At 74.9% G+C, this 18,625-nt stretch carries 15 protein-coding genes and 2 pseudogenes; 9 read left to right on the plus strand and 8 right to left on the minus strand.

What is annotated here, in order from left to right; all coding sequences use genetic code 11:
• Positions 1-29: 29 nt before the first annotated feature.
• The gene (locus AB0N63_RS22430) at positions 30-1,862 is read left to right on the plus strand and encodes an HSP90 family protein (protein ID WP_365530776.1); all 1,833 of its coding nucleotides are present in this window, start codon (positions 30-32) and stop codon (positions 1,860-1,862) included.
• The gene (locus AB0N63_RS22435; RefSeq protein ID WP_365530778.1) at positions 1,859-5,089 is read left to right on the plus strand and encodes a tetratricopeptide repeat protein; all 3,231 of its coding nucleotides are present in this window, start codon (positions 1,859-1,861) and stop codon (positions 5,087-5,089) included. Before AB0N63_RS22430 ends, AB0N63_RS22435 begins: the two co-directional genes overlap by 4 nt.
• 497 nt (positions 5,090-5,586) lie before the next feature.
• Here AB0N63_RS22435 and AB0N63_RS22440 read toward each other — a convergent pair whose 3' ends face one another.
• Positions 5,587-7,752: a DAK2 domain-containing protein gene (locus tag AB0N63_RS22440; protein WP_365530780.1), complete on the minus strand. Its 2,166-nt coding sequence runs from the start codon at positions 7,750-7,752 to the stop codon at positions 5,587-5,589.
• Between the two features lie 165 nt (positions 7,753-7,917).
• On the opposite strand from AB0N63_RS22440, the gene rpmB reads away from it, so the two are divergent.
• The 3 genes and pseudogenes from rpmB to AB0N63_RS22455 all read left to right on the plus strand — a co-directional run.
• Positions 7,918-8,103, plus strand: a complete 186-nt coding sequence (gene rpmB / locus AB0N63_RS22445) for a 50S ribosomal protein L28 (RefSeq protein WP_009190838.1) — start codon at positions 7,918-7,920, stop codon at positions 8,101-8,103.
• 125 nt (positions 8,104-8,228) lie between these two features.
• Positions 8,229-9,571 (plus strand): annotated as a pseudogene (locus tag AB0N63_RS22450) (BTAD domain-containing putative transcriptional regulator); the annotation flags it as partial.
• A 3-nt stretch (positions 9,572-9,574) separates the two neighbouring features.
• A pseudogene (locus AB0N63_RS22455) lies at positions 9,575-10,366 on the plus strand (FAD-dependent monooxygenase); the annotation flags it as partial.
• Here the strand turns inward: AB0N63_RS22455 and thiD are convergent.
• On the minus strand, positions 10,333-11,202 hold the full coding sequence (thiD, locus tag AB0N63_RS22460; protein ID WP_365530782.1) for a bifunctional hydroxymethylpyrimidine kinase/phosphomethylpyrimidine kinase: 870 nt from the start codon (positions 11,200-11,202) through the stop codon (positions 10,333-10,335). The pseudogene AB0N63_RS22455 and the gene thiD overlap by 34 nt on opposite strands.
• A complete protein-coding gene (locus AB0N63_RS22465) occupies positions 11,199-12,164 on the minus strand; it encodes a thiamine-phosphate kinase (protein ID WP_009190834.1) in 966 nt (321 codons plus the stop codon). The genes thiD and AB0N63_RS22465 overlap by 4 nt, the downstream gene beginning before the upstream one ends.
• A gap of 206 nt (positions 12,165-12,370) precedes the next feature.
• Between AB0N63_RS22465 and AB0N63_RS22470 the strand changes: the two genes are divergently transcribed.
• Both AB0N63_RS22470 and AB0N63_RS22475 read left to right on the plus strand, forming a co-directional pair.
• The gene (locus AB0N63_RS22470; RefSeq protein ID WP_361949467.1) at positions 12,371-12,604 is read left to right on the plus strand and encodes an Lrp/AsnC ligand binding domain-containing protein; all 234 of its coding nucleotides are present in this window, start codon (positions 12,371-12,373) and stop codon (positions 12,602-12,604) included.
• A gap of 21 nt (positions 12,605-12,625) precedes the next feature.
• Positions 12,626-13,126 (plus strand): DUF3515 domain-containing protein, encoded by a 501-nt coding sequence (locus tag AB0N63_RS22475; protein WP_365530784.1) that lies wholly within the window; start codon positions 12,626-12,628, stop codon positions 13,124-13,126.
• A gap of 39 nt (positions 13,127-13,165) precedes the next feature.
• Here AB0N63_RS22475 and AB0N63_RS22480 read toward each other — a convergent pair whose 3' ends face one another.
• The 3 genes from AB0N63_RS22480 to AB0N63_RS22490 are packed head-to-tail and all read right to left on the minus strand — an operon-like array spanning position 13,166 to position 16,217.
• The gene (locus AB0N63_RS22480; RefSeq protein ID WP_365530786.1) at positions 13,166-14,323 is read right to left on the minus strand and encodes a D-alanine--D-alanine ligase family protein; all 1,158 of its coding nucleotides are present in this window, start codon (positions 14,321-14,323) and stop codon (positions 13,166-13,168) included.
• A gap of 59 nt (positions 14,324-14,382) precedes the next feature.
• On the minus strand, positions 14,383-15,393 hold the full coding sequence (locus AB0N63_RS22485) for an NAD(P)H-dependent glycerol-3-phosphate dehydrogenase (protein ID WP_365530788.1): 1,011 nt from the start codon (positions 15,391-15,393) through the stop codon (positions 14,383-14,385).
• Positions 15,390-16,217 (minus strand): lysophospholipid acyltransferase family protein, encoded by an 828-nt coding sequence (locus AB0N63_RS22490; RefSeq protein ID WP_365530790.1) that lies wholly within the window; start codon positions 16,215-16,217, stop codon positions 15,390-15,392. The genes AB0N63_RS22485 and AB0N63_RS22490 overlap by 4 nt, the downstream gene beginning before the upstream one ends.
• A 152-nt stretch (positions 16,218-16,369) precedes the next feature.
• Here AB0N63_RS22490 and cofC point away from each other — a divergent pair, with 152 nt between their 5' ends.
• Together cofC and AB0N63_RS22500 are read left to right on the plus strand one after the other, a co-directional pair.
• Positions 16,370-17,008, plus strand: a complete 639-nt coding sequence (cofC, locus tag AB0N63_RS22495; protein ID WP_365530792.1) for a 2-phospho-L-lactate guanylyltransferase — start codon at positions 16,370-16,372, stop codon at positions 17,006-17,008.
• A gap of 93 nt (positions 17,009-17,101) precedes the next feature.
• A complete protein-coding gene (locus tag AB0N63_RS22500; RefSeq protein ID WP_365530794.1) occupies positions 17,102-17,311 on the plus strand; it encodes a hypothetical protein in 210 nt (69 codons plus the stop codon).
• Positions 17,312-17,441: 130 nt separating this feature from the next.
• On the opposite strand, the gene AB0N63_RS22505 is transcribed toward AB0N63_RS22500, so the two are convergent.
• Positions 17,442-18,080 (minus strand): HU family DNA-binding protein, encoded by a 639-nt coding sequence (locus AB0N63_RS22505; protein WP_365530796.1) that lies wholly within the window; start codon positions 18,078-18,080, stop codon positions 17,442-17,444.
• A gap of 136 nt (positions 18,081-18,216) precedes the next feature.
• Positions 18,217-18,447 carry a hypothetical protein gene (locus tag AB0N63_RS22510; RefSeq protein WP_365530798.1) on the minus strand — a complete coding sequence of 77 codons (231 nt, stop codon included), beginning with the start codon at positions 18,445-18,447 and terminating at the stop codon, positions 18,217-18,219.
• Positions 18,448-18,625: the final 178 nt, after the last annotated feature.

An 18,625-nucleotide genomic window follows, 5' to 3' on the forward strand; every position in this document is an offset into this window, starting at 1 on the left:
GCAAGCCCCCACCCGGCGGCGCTGCGACGATGGACTCCCAGACCCCACAGTCATCAGCCGAAGGCTCCCCGTCCGCCCACACGTTCCAGGTCGACCTGCGCGGTCTGGTGGACCTGCTGTCGCACCACCTGTACTCCAGTCCGCGGGTCTATCTGCGCGAGCTGCTCCAGAACTCCGTGGACGCCGTCACAGCCCGGCGCGCCGAGCAGCCGGACGCCCCCGCGCGGGTGCGGCTGGTCGCGGACGGCGGCTCGCTGCGGGTGGAGGACACCGGCATCGGCCTGACCGAGTCCGACGTGCACGAGCTGCTGGCGACGATCGGCCGCAGCTCCAAGCGGGCCGAGGGGCTCAGGGAAGCCCGTTCGGACTTCCTCGGCCAGTTCGGCATCGGTCTGCTGGCCTGCTTCCTGGTGGCCGAGCGGATCCGGGTGGTCAGCCGCAGCGCCCGTACGCCGGGGGCGCCCCCGGTGGAGTGGACGGCGCGCGAGGACGGCTCGTACACGGTGCGGACGCTGCCCGCCGACGCCCGCCCGGAGCCCGGCACCACCGTGCACCTGACGGCGCGGGCGGGTGCCGGCGAGTGGCTGACCGAGGAGCGGGTGCTCGCGCTGGCGCGGGACTTCGGATCGCTGCTGCCCTACGACGTGCGGGTGGGCGAGCGGGCGGTGAGCGAGCTGCCGGCGCCCTGGGACCGCCCCTTCCCCTCCCCCGCCGCGCGCCGGGTGGCGCTCGCCCGGCACTGCCACGAGCTGTTCGGCTTCACGCCGCTGGACTCGATCGACCTGGACGTGCCGCTGGCCGGGGTGCGCGGGGTGGCGTACGTGCTGCCGGCCGCGGTCAGTCCGGCGCAGCGGGCGGGTCACCGGGTGCACCTGAAGGGGATGCTGCTGACCGAGCGGGCCGAACAGCTGCTGCCCGACTGGGCGTTCTTCGTGCGCTGTGTGCTGGACACGGACAGTCTGCGGCCCACCGCCTCGCGCGAGTCGCTGTACGAGGACGAGACGCTGGCCGCCGTGCGCGACGCGCTCGGGGAGCGGATCCGGTCGTGGCTGACCGGGCTCGCGGCCGGTGATCCCGAGCGGCTGGCGGCGTTCCTGTCGGTGCACCACCTGGGGGTCAAGTCGCTGGCCCGGCACGATCCGGAGATGCTGCGCACGATGCTGCCGTGGCTGCCGTTCGAGACGAGCGACGGGCGGCTGTCCCTGGAGGAGTTCGCGCAGCGGCACCCGGTGGTGCACTTCACGCGGACGGTCGAGGAGTACCGGCAGGTCGCGGCGATCGCCTCCGCGCAGGGCGTCGGCGTCGTCAACGGCGGCTACACCTACGACAGCGAGCTGGTCGAGGCGCTGCCGTCGGTGCGGCCGGGCACGGTGGTCGCCGAGCTGGACGCGGACACCGTGACCGCCCACCTGGACGCCGTGGACCCGGCCGAGGAACTGGCCCTGGCTGGCTTCCTGGCCGCCGCGCGGGCGCGCCTGGACCCGCTGGGCTGCGATGTCGTGCTGCGCGCCTTCCATCCGCTGTCGGTGCCCGCGCTGCACCTGGACGACCGCTCGGCGCGGCACGAGCGGGCCCGCGCCGAGGCCGAGGAGCAGGCCGACGACCTGTGGGCGGGCATCCTCGGCTCGCTGCGGGGCGGCGCTCCGCGTGCGCGGCTGGTGCTCAACCATCTCAACCCGCTGATCCGCCGAATCGGTTCTCTCACGGACGGGGAGCTGATCGGCACGGCCACGGAGTCGCTGTACGGGCAGGCGCTGCTGATGGCGCAGCGCCCGCTGCGCCCGGCGGACTCGGCGCTGCTCAACCGCGCTTTCATCGGCCTGCTGGAGTGGGCCACCCACGGGGAGGACGGCCGCCGATGAGTTCGGTCACGGATCTCGACTCGCTGCGGCGGGCGATGGCGGAGAACGGCGAGCGGCCGGAGGGACCGGCCCGCAACGCGCGCGCGGAGGAGCTGCTCGCCGAGGCGGAGCGGCTGGACATGCCGCTGGCGGTGATCGAGGCGCTCGGGCACCAGCTGAAGGTCTACAACTACAGCTCCGAGAAGGACAAGATGTTCGTCCCCTTCGCGCGCCTGCTGCGCATGTGGGACGAGCGCCCCGAGGACTTCGACGCGTACGAGGCCCATTCGCTGCACTGGGTCTTCAAGTGGATGTCGGCGGGCATGGTGGACCAGCCGCACGTCCCGCTGGCCGCCATGGAGAAGTGGCTCGGTGAGATGGAGCACCGTTACCGCCTCGCCGGGTACAGCGAACGGGCGGTGCGCGGCGCGGAGTTCAGTGTGGCCGCGCATGTGGGCGACGTGGCGCGGGCGGAGCGGGCGTACACGGCGTGGCTGGCGGCCGACCGGGACCGGATGGCCGACTGCCACGCGTGCGAGCTGCACACGCAGGGCTGGTGGCAGGCCGAGCGCGGCCGGGACGAGGAAGCGGTGCGGCTGTGGCGGCCGGTGCTGGAGGGGGAGTTCTCCTGCGCCCACGAGCCGCACACCGTGCTCGCGTCGTCCCTGCTGCCGCTGCTGCGGCTGGGCCGGACCGAGGAGGCGCGCGCGCACCATCTGCGCGGGTTCCGGCTGGTGCGGCCGATGGAGAGCATGCGCGCCGCGTACGCCGACCACGTGGAGTTCTGCGCGCTCACCGGCAACGAGGCGCGCGCCCTGGAGCTGCTGGCCGAGCGGCCGGCGTACTTCACCGACTCCGGGCATCCGCGCAGCCGGCTGGACTTCCTGACGGTCGTGGCGCTGCTGATGGACCGCCTGGTGGAGCTGGGGCACGGCGGGCAGCCGGTGCCGGGCCCGGCGGGCAGGTCCTGGACGGCCGCCGGGCTGGCCGCCCACGCGCGCGGGGAGGCCGAGGCGCTGGCGGGCCGGTTCGACGCGCGCAACGGCACCTGTCACGTCGGCGAGCAGGCACGCGCGCGCATGGCGCGGCGACCGCTGCTGGACCGGCTGCCGCTGGGCGTGCGCACGGCGCGGCCGGTGTCCGCCCGGCCCGCAGCGGCGCCGCCCGCCGCCGGGGCCGTCGCTCTCGCCGAGCCGGAGCCGGCCGGCCTGGCCGAGCTGGTGGCGCGGGCGCGGCGGTTGTCGGACGCGCTGCGGCCGCACGCCATGGAGGCGTGGGCGGCGGTGGCGCGGGCCGCCGAGGGCGCCGCGGACGCCGGCCTGACCGACCGGGACCGGGCGGAGATCGCCGAGCACGAGGCGATGAGTCTGGGCGAGCAGGGCGCGCCGCTCTTCGACAAGGCCGCCGGCCTGTACGCGGCGGCGGGCGATCCGGGCGAGGCGCTGGCGGCACGCGCGCGCGGGGCGTACGTACGGGCCCTGGCGGGCGACCCGGAGGGCGCGCTCGCCGAGGTCTGCGGGCCGTACGAGGAGGTCCTCGCGCTGTACGCCGAGGAGGGCACCGGGCTGCGTCAGACCGCGTCCGTGCTGATGGCGCGGGCGCGGATCCTGATGCGGCCGGTGCACGAGGCCGACGGGCCGGTCGATCCGCGGGTCCTCGCCGCCGCCGAGGAGGCCGCGCGGGAGGTGCTGGCGCTCGTCGGGGGCCGCACCGGCGAGGACGTACGGCTGGCCGCGCGGTCGGCGGAGGCGCGGGCGATGCTCGCGGAGACCGCCGCGCGCACCGGGGACCTGCCGGGCGCGGCGGAGTCGTTCCAGCGGGCGGCCGCGGAGTACGTGGCCGCCGGCCTGCCGTGGTTCGCCGTGGAGTACGAGGCCCGGCTCGCCGCCCTGGCCCACCACCTGGGCGACGTCGCCGGGGCCGAGCGCGCGCTGCGGGCCGCCCTGGAGCACGGCGACACGGTCCTCGAGCCCCCCGGGCGGGCTCGGCTGCACCTCCAGCTGGCCGAGGTCCTCGGCGGCCTCGACCGGCCCGCCGAGGCGGCGGAGCACGCGCTGGAGGCCGCGCACTGGGCCGACGAGGCGGGCGAGGGCCCGGTGCTCGGCGCATGGGCGCGCCAGCAGCTCGGCGGTCTGCTGCTGCGGCTGGGGCGGTGGGCGGAGGCCGCGGAGGTGCTGGAGTCGGCGCTCGCGGACGTGACCGCCGAGACGCACGGCGACGGGGCGGTGGTGCAGACGCAGTGGTGGCTCGGCGACGCGCTGAGCGAGCTGGGCGAGCACCGAGCGGCGGCCGAACGGCGGCTTCAGGCCGCCGGGATCGCCCGGCACTGGCCCGAACAGCAGGACCACGCCACGCTCGCCCACCTCGCCGCGGAGTCGCTGAGCCGCGCGGGCCTGCTCGCGGAGGCGGACGCCGCGTACACGCGGGCGGGCGAGCTGTGGCGGACGGTGGGCAGCGTGCACGGGGTGGTCCGCGCACTACGCGCGCGCGCCTGGCTGGCGGTACGGGGGGATTCGGGGGGTGACCCGGGAGCGGGTGTCGGGGCGGGTGCGGATCCGGCCGTCGGTACGGACGCGGGCTCCGGCTCGGGCTCGGGCTCCGAGGTCGGCTCGGGCTCCGGTGCGGGTGCGGGCTCGGGCTCCGAGGTCGGCTCGGGCTCCGGCGCGGGGGCGGACTCGGGCTCCGAGGTCGGCTCGGGCTCCGGCGCGGGGGCGGACTCGGCTGCGGGTGATGAGGCCGGTTCGGGTGCCGGGTCGCGCGCGGGTGGTGGGGTGCGTGCGGATGCTGGGGTGCGTGCCGCGCGGGAGTTGATGGCGGGCGCCGTCGCGGAGTGCCGGGCCGCGCTGGACCGCGCCGCCGACGACGAGGAGCGGTTCCGGCTCACCGACGAACTCGGGAGCAGCCACCAGCAGTTCGGCGAGCTGCTGACCCGCTGCGCCGCCGACGAGGACGAGACCCTTCTCGCGGAGGCCCTGTCCCAGACGGAGCAGGCCGTCGCGGTCTTCGCCGGGCTCGGTCCGGCCGCCCGGCACGACCGCACCGGCGCACAGCTCACCGCCGCGCGGCTCGCCGCCGACTTGGGCCGCCTCGCCGACGCGACGGCACACGCGCGTGCCGTACTGACGGCCTGCGACGCCGCGCGGAGTTCGGGCGACGACGCCACCGCCGCTGGTGACGATCTGACCGCCGCCCGCCGCGCGGACGCCGCACGCCTGCTGCGGCTGCTGGAGGAACGGGCCGGGAAGTGAGCGGCCCGGCCGGGGCACGCGCCCCGGTCCGGCTGTCCGGCCGTCTCCCGTCCGGCCGTCCGCCTCGGACGCCACGGCGGGGCCGACGGGCCTCGCCCCGGTCGTTCCCCTGCGGCGCAGGGACTGAGCCACGCGAGGAGTGAGCGGGCGGTGCGGGCACGCGCCTCGGCCCCGCTGTTCGGCCGTCTCCCGTCCGGCTGTCCGCCTCGGACGCCACGGCGGCTCCGGCGGCCTTCGGTCGGGCCCGAGGAAAGCCGCCGCCGACGCCCGGCCCCCTGCCTCGAAGGCGGCTGCACCAAGCGCACGAGGAGTGAGCGGCGGGGCCGGCGCCCCGCCCGGCTGCCCGTCCGGCCCGGTCGGGCCGGAGGGGAACCGACGCCCCGGCCACCGCTCGCCGCGGCCCTGCCGGGGCGGGCGCTTGCACCGGGGCCCCCGCGTGCCGCGGCGGACGGACGGAACAGCTCTCGGTCGGCGGGAACGATCCCGCAGCGGCCGGGCTACTCCACGCCGATGAGGAGCAGCGCGCCCTGTCGGCCACCGCGGTAGGTCACCGTGTCCACGGCCAGGTAGGCGTCGCGGACGCGGCGCTCCAGATGGGCGGCGACGGTGTCGGGGGCGTCGTCGCCGAGGACGAGGGTGACCAGTTCGCCGCCGGCCGCGAGCATCCGGTCCAGGATCGTCCGGGCGGTGGCCACGACGTCCGAGCCGATCACGGCCACGTCGCCGTCGATGAGGCCGAGCACGTCGCCGGCCTGGCAGACGCCGGCCGAGGTCCAGGACTCGTGCTCGGCGACGACGACCTCCGCGTGGCGGGTGGCGCCGGCCGCCGAGGTCATGGCGACGACGTCCTCGTCGAACCGGCGGTCCGGCTCGTGCACGGCGAGGGCGGCGAGGCCCTGGACCGCCGAGCGGGTCGGGATGAGCGCCACCCGGACGCCCTCGCCGCGCGCCTGTTCGGCCGCCGCGGCGGCGGTGTCGCGCAGCTCGGCGTCGTTGGGCAGCAGGACCACCTCGCGCGCGTGCGCCCGCCGTACGGCCTCGACCAGCTCGCCACTGGCCGGGGGCTCGCCGGGGCGGGCCAGCACCGTGGTCGCGCCCGCCTCGGCGCACAGGCCGGCCAGGCCCTCGCCGGGAACGACGGCCACCACGGCGCGCTGGGCCCGCTCGCGGGGCGGCCGGCCGGGGCCGGCCGCGTGCACGTCGCCCGCCCCGAAGTGGGTGATGCGGATGCGGTGCGGCCGGCCGGCCTCGACGCCCGCCTCCACCGCCGCTCCGGCGTCGTCGACGTGGACGTGGACGTTCCACAGGCCGTCGCCGCCGACCACGACCAGGGAGTCGCCGAGCGCGTCCAGCCGCTGCCGCAGCCGGGCCACGGCGTCGTCGTCGGCCTCCAGGAGGTAGATCACCTCGAAGGCGGGGCCGCTGACCGGCGCTGCGGACGCGGACGACGCGCAGCCGCCCGGCCCAGCCGACTCCACCGCGCCGTCGATCCCCCCACCGGTCCCGCCGCCGGCGCCTTGAGGGGTCCCGGCCCCCCCACCGGTCCCGCCGCCGGCGCCTTGAGGGGTCCCGGCCCCGCCGTCGGTTCCGGCTCCGCCGTCCGTTCCGCCAGGGTTCCCGCCGTCGTTCCCGGCCCGCCCACCGGCCCCGGTTCGCGTACCGGCCCGTGCGGCCGTCCCGTTCCCGTCCGTCTCTCCGGCCGCGACCGCGACCACCGCTACGGTGTCCGCGCCCGTCCCGGACGCGGACTCGGAAGCAGGCTCGGCTCCGGCTCCGCCGACGCCTGCGTCCGCCTCGGCGCCCCGCACGCGCGCGTGCGGCACGGTCGGCCGGGCCGCGCCCGTACCGTCCGGTGCCGTGCCCGCCGCCGCGGCCGCCCCGGTCGCGGCCACCGCAACGGTCCCCGCGACCGCCTCCCCCGTGAACGTCTCGACGAGCGCGCCGAGCACCGCCACCAGTCCCCGGCCGCCCGCGTCCACCACGCCCGCGCGCCCCAGGGCCGCCAGCTGGCCGGGGGTCGCGGCCAGGGCCGTGCGGGCGCCCTCGTAGGCGGCGCGCGCGACCGTGCCGCAGTCGCCCTCGGCCCCGTCGGCCGCGTCGGCGGCGGCGGCGGCGACCGTGAGGACCGTGCCCTCCACCGGGCGCGCGACCGCCAGCCGGGCGGAGTCGGCGGCGCGCCGCAGGGCGGTCCGCAGACCGTGCCCGGCGGTGTGAGCACTGTGAGCACTGTCACCGTCGACGGCGAGCACGTCCGCCATGCCGCGCAGCAGCTGGGCGAGGATCGTCCCGGAGTTGCCGCGCGCGCCGATGAGCGCCCCGTGCGCCATCGCCCGCGCCGCCTCGGCCAGGGACGGGCCGCCGGGAGCGCCCGCGCCGGTCTCGTGGGCGGCGAACACGGCCTCCACCGCGGCGACGGCGGATTCCACGGTCAGATACAGGTTGGTGCCGGTGTCCCCGTCGGCGACGGGATAGACGTTGATCGCGTCGATCTCCTCGCGGGCGCGGCCGAGCGCCCGCAGAGCCAGCCCGCACCAGGTGCGCACCGCCGGCGCGTCGAACGTCTGCGCCACCTGCGCCTCCTCGAGCTGCTGGACTGGACGGCAGCGTAGACCCAGGGACGGTCCCGGCCGGAAGAGGGCCTGGGCGGGGTCCTCGGCCGCCATGGTAGTTTCGTGGCACGGAAGCAGTCGTTGTATGCTGCTCCGGTTGCCCGATCCTGATCGGGCTCTCCCCCTGGCACCGCCACTCAGATCAGAGTGCTCTTCGAGCCCCGGATCCCGGCATGCCGGGATCAACCGTAAGTGCATCTGAAGTCTTTGGAGTGACCCGTGGCTGCCAACTGCGACGTCTGCGGCAAGGGGCCGGGCTTCGGCAACAACATCTCGTTTTCGCACCGCCGTACGTCCCGTCGCTGGAACCCGAACATCCAGCGTGTGCGTACCGTGGTCGGCGGGACGCCGAAGCGCGTGAACGCTTGCACCTCGTGCATCAAGGCCGGCAAGGTCTCGCGCTGACGCACAGCAACAGCTAAGCGCGCGGCCACTGCTGGTTCGCTGCACTAAGCCGGTCCACCTCGGTGGGCCGGCTTTTTGCCGTACCCGACACCGGGACAGGCCCCCCGCCTGCCACAATCCGGGGAATGCGCTTCGGCATCCTGGGCCCGCTGGACATCCGCACCGACGACGGCACTCCCGTCGATCCCGGCGGCCCGCGCCCCCGCGCCCTGCTCACCCTGCTGCTGCTCGCCGCCGGGCGCGCCGTCACCACCGAGCAGCTGACCGACGGCCTGTACGGCGCCGAGCCGCCCGCGGGGGCCGCCAACGCGCTCCAGTCGCAGATCTCCCGCCTGCGCCGACGGCTCGGCCCGCACGCGCCGGTCGAGGCCGTCCCGGCCGGCTACCGCCTCGCCGTACCGCCGGACACGGTCGACGCCCACCGCTCCGCGCGGCTGGCCGGGCAGGGCCGTACCGCCCTCGCCGGGGGTGATCCCGCGCGGGCGGCCGACCGGCTGCGGGCGGCGCTCGCCCTGTGGCGCGGCCCGGCCCTGCCGGACCTGCCGGACGCGCACGCCGAGGCCGCCCGCCTCGCCGAGCTGCGGCTGACCGCCGTCCAGGACCGCGTCGAGGCGGACCTGGCCCTCGGCGGCGGTCCCGAGCTGGTGGCGGAGCTGCGGGCGCTGCTCGCCGGTCATCCGCTCGCCGAGCGGCTGTACGGCCAGCTGATGCGGGCCCTGCACGTGGCCGGGCGGCCCGCCGAGGCGCTCGCCGTGTACGAGGAGGCCCGGCGCGCCCTCGCCGACGAGCTGGGCGCGGACCCCTCCCCCGAGCTGTCGGCCCTGCACCTGGAACTGCTCCGGCGGACCCGGCCCGCGCCGCACCGGTCCCGGCTGCCCGCGCAGCTGACCGGCTTCGTCGGCCGGGACGGCGAACTCGCCCGCGTCGCCGCTCTCCTCACCGGCCCCGGCGGCGCGGGCAAGACCCGGCTGGCGGTCGAGGCCGCCCGCGCGCACCCGGACGCCTGCCTGGTCGAACTGGCCCCGCTGGCCGACGGCGCCCGCATCCCGTACGCGGTCCTCGCCGCGCTCGGGGTGCGCGAGGGCCTGCGCAGCACGGCCGCGGACGGCCTGGACCGGCTGTGCGGCGCGCTGGAGGACCGCGAGGCGCTGCTGGTGCTGGACAACTGCGAGCACCTGGTCGAGGACGCGGCCCGGGTCGCCGGACTGCTCCTCGGCAGCTGCCCCGGGTGCGGGTCCTGGCCACCAGCCGGGAGGCGCTGGGCATCACCGGCGAGGTGCTGGTGCCGGTGGAGCCGCTGCCGGCCGAGGCGGCGCAGCGGCTGTTCCTGGACCGGGCGCGTGCGGTGCGGCCCGGCTTCGCGGGGCACGCGTGCGTGCCCGACGTCTGCCGCGCCCTGGACGGGCTACCGCTGGCGATCGAGCTGGCGGCGGCCCGGCTGCGCACCCTGGAGCCCGAGGAGCTGGCCGCCGAGAAGGGCGCGCCGCGCCGCTTCGACCTGGTCGTCGGCGCGGACGGGCTGCACTCCACCACCCGCCGCCTGGTGTTCGGCGACGAGTCCCGCCACCTGCGCTTCCTCGACCACTACGTGGCCGGCTTCCCCGTCCCCAACCACCTGGGCCTGGACCGCCGGGGGCTGATGTACAGCGAGCCGGGGCGGTGCGTCGCCGTCGGCAACTACGACGGCGATCCGGACCACGCGGGCGCCATGCTGGTGTTCCGGTCCAAGGAGCTGACGTACGACCGGCGGGACCTGGCCGCGCAGAAGCGCATCCTGGCCGAGCGGTTCGCGGGCATGGGCTGGGAGACGGACCGGGTCCTGGCCGCGCTGGCGGACACCGACGACCTGTACTTCGACGCGATCGCGCAGATCCACGTGGACCGGCTCACCCGGGGCCGGGTGGCGCTCCTCGGCGACGCGGGCTACAGCGCCACCATGGGCGGCATGGGCACCGGCGTGGCCGTCGTCGACGCGTACGTGCTGGCCGGTGAACTCGCCCTGGCGGGCGGCGACCACCGCACGGCGTTCGCGGCGTACGAGAGCCGGATACGGGACTTCGCCAAGGGGTGCCAGAGGATCTCCGGGAACGCGGGGCCGTTCTTCGCGCCGCCGACCCGGCGGCGCATCCACAGCCGGGACCGCATGTACCGGCTGCTCGCCTCGCGGCCGCTGGCCGGCTTCTTCAGACGGCTCACGGAGAAGGCGGCCACCGCGATCGAACTGCCGGACTACCCGGCCGTCTCCGGCTCCCCCGCCGCGTGAGCGGTGCGGAAGGTCCAGGCGTGGTCCACCGGGCCGATGCCGCCGCCGAGCGCGAAGCCGTGGGCGATGGCCCCGGTGACGTACTCCTTGGCCGCCGTCACCGCCTCGGGCACCGACCGTCCCCGGGCGAGCTGCGCGGCGATCGCGGAGGCGAGGGTGCAGCCGGTGCCGTGGGTGTGCCGGTTGTCGTGCCGTGGGGCACGCAGCCAGTGCTCCTCGGCGCCGTCGGTGAGCAGGTCCACGGCCTCCCCGGTGAGGTGACCGCCCTTGACCAGCACCCATGTCGGCCCGAGGGCGAGGACGGCCGCCGCGGCCTCGCGCAGCTCTTCCTCGCGGGTGACGCGGACGCCGGTGAGCTGGGCCACCTCGTCCAGGTTGGGGGTGGCGACGGTGGCCGCGGGCAGCAGTTCGGTGCGCACCGAGTCCAGCGCGGAGGCGGCCAGCAGCGGGTCGCCGTGCTTGGAGACGCCGACCGGGTCCACGACCGCGGGGACGTCGGTCCCGGCGATCAACTCGGCGACCGCCCCGACCAGTTCCGCCGAGGACAGCATGCCGGTCTTGACCGCCTGGACGCCGATGTCGTCCACGACGCTGCGGTACTGCGCCCGGACGGCCTCGACGGGCAGCTCCCAGGCGCCCTGCACGCCGAGCGAGTTCTGCGCGGTGACCGCGGTGAGCACGCTCATGCCGTGCACGCCGAGGGCGAGCATCGTCTTCAGGTCGGCCTGGATGCCCGCGCCGCCGCCGGAGTCGGAGCCGGCGACGGTGAGGACCCTGGGCGGCGCGGGCCGGGACGCGGGTGCGGAAACGGATCCGGGGACGGGCGCGGTGCTCATGACTCGATGTCCCCGAAGTGGTCCCAGCCGCCTTTCTTGGTCCACGGCGCGCCGTCGACCGTGACCTGGGGCAGCGCCGAGAGGTTGAGCACCTCGCCGATCACCTTCCAGCGGGCCGGCAGCTTCACGTCCGGCGGGAAGGTCGCCACGATCGCGTGGTCCTCTCCCCCGGTCAGCACCCATTGCAGCGGGTCGACGCCGACGGCCTGCCCGATGTCGTTCATCTGCGAGGGGACGTCGATGGCGCCGGAACGGATGTCGATGCGGACCTTGCTGGCCTCGGCGATGTGCCCGAGGTCGGCGATGAGGCCGTCGCTGACGTCGCACATGGCGGTCGCGCCGAGCCCGGCGGCCGCGGGGCCTGCGTGGTACGGCGGTTCGGGGCGGCGATGGGCCTCGACGAAGGCGCGCGGGGAGCGGAAGCCGCGGGAGAGGACGGCGTATCCGGCCGCCGACCAGCCGAGCCAGCCGGTGACGGCGACGAGGTCGCCGGGCCGGGCGCCCGCACGGGTCACCGGCTCGTGGTTGCGCAGATCGCCGAGGGCGGTGATGGAGACCATGATGCTGTCGCCGCGGACCACGTCGCCGCCGACCACGCAGGCGCCGGCGACCTGGCACTCGTCGCGCAGGCCGTCCATCAGCTCGGTGGGCCAGGTGACCGGCAGTTCGGCGGGGACGACCAGTCCGAGCAGCAGCGCGGTCGGCACGGCGCCCATGGCGGCGATGTCCGCGAGGTTCTGCGCGGCGGCCTTGCGGCCCACGTCGTACGCCGTGGACCAGTCGCGGCGGAAGTGCCGGCCCTCCAGGAGTATGTCCGTGCTCGCCACGACCCGGCGGTCGGGGGCGGCCACCACCGCGGCGTCGTCGCCGGGGCCGACCCGGACCGCCGGGGTGGTGGTGAGACGGGAGGTCAGCTCCCTGATGAGCCCGAACTCACCTAGCTCACCCACAGTGCCCTTCATAGCCCTTACGCCCCTTCTGTCCCTGTGCGTTCCCCGGCGTGCGGCCCTGTGGCCCGCGCCACGGCCCCGACGGCCGTCAACTTCAGTCCTACCTGCACCCCGGCGCGCCGGTCACGTTCCGCGCGGGTCTCCCCGCGATGTGCGGCGACGCGATACCGTGGCGTTCCTTTTCCCCACATGATCCTCGTGGCCGCCCTGGAGGTTCCGTGGTACAGGCGTACATCCTGATCCAGACGGAGGTCGGCAAAGCGTCGACCGTCGCCGAGACGATCAGCAAACTCCCCGGAGTGGTCCAGGCCGAGGACGTGACAGGACCGTACGACGTCATCGTGCGCGCACAGGCCGACACCGTCGACGACCTGGGCCGCATGGTGGTGGCGAAGATCCAGCAGGTGGACGGCATCACCCGCACCCTGACCTGCCCGGTCGTGCATCTGTAGCCCCCGTCTACCCTTGGGCCGGTGAATTCCTCTCGTCACCGGCTCTACGGCCTGCCCGCCCTCGCCGTGCTGATCGCCGCCGCGGGCTGTTCCTCGAGCGACGACAGCACCGCCGCGGCGGTTCCCAGCCCGGACGCGGCGGCCGTCAAGCTGTGCCGGGATCTGGACGGGGCGCTGCCGGGGAAGCTGGCCGGACTGAGCCGCAAGGACCCCCGGCCCGCCTCGGCGCTGACCGCGGGCTGGGGAAGCCCGGTGATCATACTGCGCTGCGGTGTCCCCCGGCCGCCGAAGATGATCGACCCGAAGGTCGCCGAGGGCAGGGACCCGGACGCGGTGGCCGGCGGGGTGAACGGCGTGGACTGGCTGATGGAACGGCAGTCGAACGGCGGGTATCGCTTCACCACCGCCAACCGCAGGGCGTACGTCGAGGTCGTGGTGCCCGAGGGCCAGGACAGCTCCACGATCCTGGTGGGGCTGGCCCCGGCCGTCAAGAAGGCGATCCCCGAAGGGATCGCCGACTGACGCGAAGTGCCGACCGGCCCGAAGCGGAGGTGCCCCCGCTCAGCGCAGGCCGGTCGGGCGGCGCAGCGCCGCCTGGATGAGGCGGTCCACCAGCTCCTCGTAGGAGACGCCGGTGGCCTCCCACATCTTCGGGTACATCGAGATGGGCGTGAAGCCGGGCATGGTGTTGATCTCGTTGATGACGAACCCGCCGTCCTCGGCGAGGAAGAAGTCCGCGCGGACCAGGCCCTCGCAGGAGGCCGCCTCGAACGCCTCCACCGCGAGCCGCCGCACCTCGGCGGTCTGCTCCTCGGTGAGCGGGGCGGGCACGACGCCGGGCGTCGAGTCGATGTACTTCGCCTCGAAGTCGTAGTACGCGTGCTCCTGCGGCGGCGGGATCTCGGCCGGCACGGAGGCGCGCGGGCCGTCCTCGAACTCCAGGACGCCGCACTCGATCTCGCGGCCGCGCACCGCGGCCTCCACGAGCACCTTCGGGTCGTGCCGGCGGGCCTCCTCGATCGCCTCGTCCAGGCCGGCGAGGCCGTCCACCTTGGTGATGCCGATGGACGAGCCCGCGCGGGCGGGCTTCACGAACAGCGGCCAGCCGTGCTCGCCGGCGAAGCCGACGACCTTCTCGCGGGCGGCCGCCGGGTCCCGGTCCCACTCGCGCGGCCGGATCACCACGTACGGGCCGACCCGCAGCCCGAAGGAGGTGAACACCCGCTTCATGTACTCCTTGTCCTGGCCGACGGCCGAGGCGAGCACGCCCGAGCCGACGTAGGGCACGCCGGACAGCTCCAGCAGGCCCTGGAGGGTGCCGTCCTCCCCGTAGGGGCCGTGCAGCACCGGGAAGACCACGTCGACCTCGCCGAGCGCCTTGGGCACCGAACCGGGCTCGCTGTAGACGACTTCGCGGTTGTGCGGGTCGACCGGGAGCACCACGCCGCCCTCGGTGGACTCGGCCAGCTCGTCCACGCTCGGGGTGCGGCGGTCGGTGATCGCCATCCGCTCCGGGTCGTCCGCAGTCAGGGCCCAACGGCCGTCCGTGGTGATGCCGATCGGCAGGACCTCGTACTTGGACCGGTCGATGGCGCGCAGCACCGCACCCGCGGTGACCACGGAGATCCCGTGTTCGGAGCTGCGTCCGCCGCACACGACGGCCACGCGCGGCTTGCGGGGCGGCTGCTCGGGGCTCTGGGGGAGGTTCTCGGTGCTCATATCGCGATGAGAGTACCCGGTGGCCGTTCCCCGAGACAGCGTTGGCGGGGCGGGGTCGCTCAGCGTCGCTCGGGCTTCGCGCTGCGCGACATCAGCTCCTTGACGGCGGCCATCGGCGACTTGCCCTCGTGCACGATGGCGACGACCGTCTCGGTGATCGGCATGTCGACGCCGTGCCGGCGGGCCAGGTCGAGCACCGACTCGCAGGACTTGACGCCCTCGGCGGTCTGCCTGGTGACGGCGATGGTCTCCTGGAGCGTCATGCCCTTGCCGAGGTTGGCGCCGAAGGTGTGGTTGCGCGACAGCGGCGAGGAGCAGGTGGCCACCAGGTCGCCGAGGCCCGCCAGCCCGGAGAAGGTGAGCGGGTCGGCGCCGAGCGCCATGCCGAGGCGGGTGGTCTCGGCGAGGCCGCGGGTGATGAGCGAGCCCTTGGCGTTGTCGCCGAGCCCCATGCCGTCCGCGATGCCGACGGCCAGGCCGATCACGTTCTTCACGGCGCCGCCGAGTTCGCAGCCGACGACGTCGGTGTTGGTGTACGGCCGGAAGTACGGCGTGTGGCAGGCGGCCTGGAGCCGCCGGGCGACCGCCTCGTCGGTGCAGGCCACCACGGCGGCGGCCGGCATCCGCGCGGCGATCTCGCGGGCGAGGTTGGGTCCGGTGACCACGGCGACGCGGTCGGCGCCCACCTGGGCGACGTCCTCGATCACTTCGCTCATGCGCATGGCCGAACCGAGTTCGACGCCCTTCATCAGGGAGACGAGGACGGTGTCCGGGGCGAGCAGCGGCAGCCACTCGGCGAGGTTGTCGCGCATGGTCTGCGAGGGGATGGCGAGGACGGTGAAGTCCGCGTCGCGGGCGGCCTCGGCGGCGTCCGCGGTGGCCCGGACGGTGGTCGGGAGTTCGACGCCGGGCAGGTAGTCCGGGTTGGTCCGGGTGGAGTTGACCGCCTCGGCCACCTCCGCGCGCCGGGCCCACAAAGTGACGTCGCAGCCGGCGTCGGCGAGGACCATGGCGAAGGCCGTGCCCCACGATCCGGTGCCGAAGACGGCCGCCTTGACGGGTGTGCTCACGTGCCCTGCCCCTCTTCCCGTACGGCTTCGCGCGCCGTCGGCTCCTTGGGGGCGACGGCGGCGGCGCGGGCCTGGGAACGCAGCTGCGCCTGCGCCTGGGTCCGGCGGCGCTGTTCGATCCGCTCGCGGCGCGGGTCGTAGGGCACGGCGGGCGCCTTCTCACCGCGGATCTGCTCCAGCAGACCGGTGATGGCCGCCATGATGACCTCGGTCGCCTCCTTGAGCAGCTCCGGGGTCATCTCCTTGTCGTAGAAGCGCGACAGGTCCACCGGCGGCCCGGCCAGCACGTGGTGCGTCTTGCGCGGCAGCAGGTTGGGCTTCTTGGCGTAGGGGGGCAGGAGTTCGTTGGCGCCCCACTGGGCCACCGGGACGACCGGGCACTTGGTCTGGAGGGCGACGCGCGCGGCGCCCGTCTTGGCCGTCATCGGCCAGCCGTCCGGGTCGCGGGTGAGGGTGCCCTCGGGGTAGAAGGCGACGCACTCGCCGCGCTGGACGGCGTCGATGGCGGCGCGGAAGGCGCTCAGCGCGTCCGTGCTCTCGCGGTAGACCGGGATCTGGCCGGTGCCCCGCATGGCGGCACCCACCAGGCCCTTCTTGAAAAGGCCGCTCTTCGCGAGGAATCGCGGGACGCGCCCGGTGTTGTACTGAAAGTGGGCATAGGCGAAGGGGTCGATGTGCGAATTGTGATTCACCGCGGTGATGAATCCGCCATCGGCCGGAATGTTCTCCATTCCGCGCCAGTCCCGCTTGATCAGAACCACCAGCGGCGGTTTGCAGATCACCGCTGCGAAGCGGTACCAGAAGCCGATTCTGCGGCGGGGCACGCGGACACCTTCCTCTAGGTCTGCCCCCGGGGCCGGGAGCCGCACAAGTGTCGCCCCAGGCCGCCGGTCTGTCGAGAACACCGTACGCCCCGGCCCTGGCGAAGCCGACGGGCCGGGGAGAATGTCCGGGACGAAGAGAGGGACGAACGCTCGTGCAGTGGACCTTGGTGATCCCCCTGAAGCCCCTGGCGCGGGCCAAGAGCAGACTGGCGGACACCGCCGGGGACCGGGTCCGCCCCGGTCTGGCCCTCGCCTTCGCACAGGACACCGTGGCGGCGGCGCTGGTCTCGGCGGGGGTCGTGGATGTGGCGGTCGTCACGGACGACGCGGTGGCCGGGCGGGAGCTGGCGGCGCTGGGCGCGCGGATCGTCCCGGACGCGCCGGGCGCCGGGCTGAACGCAGCGCTCGCGCACGGTGCGGCAGCCGTCCGGGCGGGGCGGCCGGGAAGTGCGGTGGCCGCGCTCAACGCCGATCTGCCGGCGCTGCGGCCCCTCGAATTGGCACGTGTTCTGGCGGCTGCGGCCGAATTCCCGCGCGCTTTTCTCGCGGACGCGGCAGGAGTGGGCACGACTTTGCTGGCGGCGGCGCCGGCCCATGAATTGCGCCCGGCGTTCGGCGGCCCGTCCCGTGCCCGCCATCGCGCCACGGGCGCGCGCGAACTGGACCTCGACGCGGTGGACTCGGTCCGCCAGGACGTGGACACCGGCGCCGACCTGCGCACGGCCCTCGCCCTGGGCGTCGGTCCCCGCACGGCGGCGGCCGCGGCGCGTCTGCTGATCCCGGAACAGTGAGAGCGCCTGCGGTGAAAGGGCGCGGAGCGCCGGACGTCCCGCGCGCCGCTACGGTGCGGCGCGGGCGGCCAGCGAGGGCAGTAGGGTGGCGCCATGCAGGCGACCGCATACACGTACGACCCCGAAAGCCGTAGCGGGCAGGTGCTGCTGGACGACGGCACGCCGGTGCCCTTCGACGCCGCGGCGTTCGACGCGGGCGGGCTGCGGTTGCTGCGGCCGGGTCAGCGGGTGCGCATCGAGACGGCGGCGGACGCCGGGGACGCCGGCCCCCGGATCACGCTGGTGACACTCCAGACCTTCTGAGCGGTCGCTCGGGCCCGGCCCCGCCCGAACCCGCCCCAGCGGGCCGAACGACCCGCCTGAACAGGCCGGACGCACCGCGGGCCGGGCTCCCTGAGGAGTCCGGCCCGGCGCATGGGTACCGCGGTGCGCCTCACTTGCCGCGGGCGGTGGTCTTCTTGGCGGTGGTCTTGCGGGCGGTCGACTTCTTGGCCGGGGCCTTCTTGGCCGTCGCCTTCTTCGCGGGGGCCTTCTTGGCGGCGGTCTTCTTCGCGGCGCTCGCCGCCGTCGTCTTCTTGGCCGCCGGGGTGGCCTTCTTGGCGGCCGCCGTCGTCTTCTTGGCGGTGGTCTTCTTCGCCGCGGCCGCCGTCGTCTTCTTCGCGGTCGCCTTCTTCGCGGCGGCGGTGGTCTTCTTCGCGGCGGCCTTCTTGCCGACGGCCTTGGCGATGGTGGCCGGCGGGCCGGACAGGCTGCCCTTGGGCGCCTTCTTCACCGCGATGTCGTTCTTCGGGAGCTTCTTCGAGCCGCTCACCAGGTCCTTGAAGCCCTGGCCGGCCCGGAAGCGGGGAACGGAGGTCTTCTTGACCCGCACCCGCTCACCCGTCTGCGGGTTGCGGGCGTAACGGGCCGGGCGGTCGACCTTCTCGAAGGATCCGAAGCCGGTGACCGAGACCCGGTCTCCCGCGACGACCGCTCGGACGACGGCGTCCAGTACGGCGTCGACGGCGTCGGCGGCCTGCTGCCGGCCGCCCATCTTGTCGGCAATCGCTTCTACGAGCTGCGCCTTGTTCACGTCTTCCCCTTCGGAGACCTCGCCAGAACGAAGATGTTCAAGCTTTTTCGCACGTTAGGCAGATATATACCGCAAATCAAACACGAAACGGGCTAATCACCCTTGTGCCGCAACAGACTCGACGGCCTCGGGCTGTTCAGACTTCCCCGCCGGGGATTCGCCCCTCATCGAGGTCCGCCGTGAACCGCTCCAGACGCCTGGTCGCCCCGGCGAGATCGTGCTTGGCCGCAGCCGTAATGACCAGCAGCTTCCGGGTCAGCGCCATCCGTACGCCCTCCGGGACTTGCAGTGCGCGCACCCGTGAGTGCGCTTCCTTCAACTGGGCCGCGACCGCCGCGTAGAGCTGGAGTTGGCCGTCGTCGTCCATGCACAGATTGTGCCATCTGGGGCGAGTTGTCGCCTGCGCAGGGGGCAACTGCCGCCTCGGACAGCCGTCCGGGCGACGCCGCCGACCGGTCCCCGACGGCTCGCGTACCCCGGCAACCACCCCTCTAACCAGCACAGTTGGCCCATGGTGAGCCGATCCGCCGAGCGGGCCGACCCCG

Source organism: Streptomyces sp. NPDC093260 (assembly GCF_040683715.1).
Lineage (GTDB): Bacteria > Actinomycetota > Actinomycetes > Streptomycetales > Streptomycetaceae > Streptomyces > Streptomyces sennicomposti.

Bases quoted from the DNA above. Each gene is read 5' to 3' on its own strand.
- thiD (WP_365530782.1), bottom strand. From the start codon at position 11,202: ATGAGCACCGCGCCCGTCCCCGGATCCGTTTCCGCACCCGCGTCCCGG.
- AB0N63_RS22440 (WP_365530780.1), bottom strand. From the start codon at position 7,752: ATGGCGGCCGAGGACCCCGCCCAGGCCCTCTTCCGGCCGGGACCGTCC.
- AB0N63_RS22465 (WP_009190834.1), bottom strand. From the start codon at position 12,164: ATGAAGGGCACTGTGGGTGAGCTAGGTGAGTTCGGGCTCATCAGGGAG.
- AB0N63_RS22435 (WP_365530778.1), top strand. From the start codon at position 1,859: ATGAGTTCGGTCACGGATCTCGACTCGCTGCGGCGGGCGATGGCGGAG.
- AB0N63_RS22430 (WP_365530776.1), top strand. From the start codon at position 30: ATGGACTCCCAGACCCCACAGTCATCAGCCGAAGGCTCCCCGTCCGCC.
- AB0N63_RS22500 (WP_365530794.1), top strand. From the start codon at position 17,102: ATGCAGGCGACCGCATACACGTACGACCCCGAAAGCCGTAGCGGGCAG.
- AB0N63_RS22480 (WP_365530786.1), bottom strand. From the start codon at position 14,323: ATGAGCACCGAGAACCTCCCCCAGAGCCCCGAGCAGCCGCCCCGCAAG.
- AB0N63_RS22510 (WP_365530798.1), bottom strand. From the start codon at position 18,447: ATGGACGACGACGGCCAACTCCAGCTCTACGCGGCGGTCGCGGCCCAG.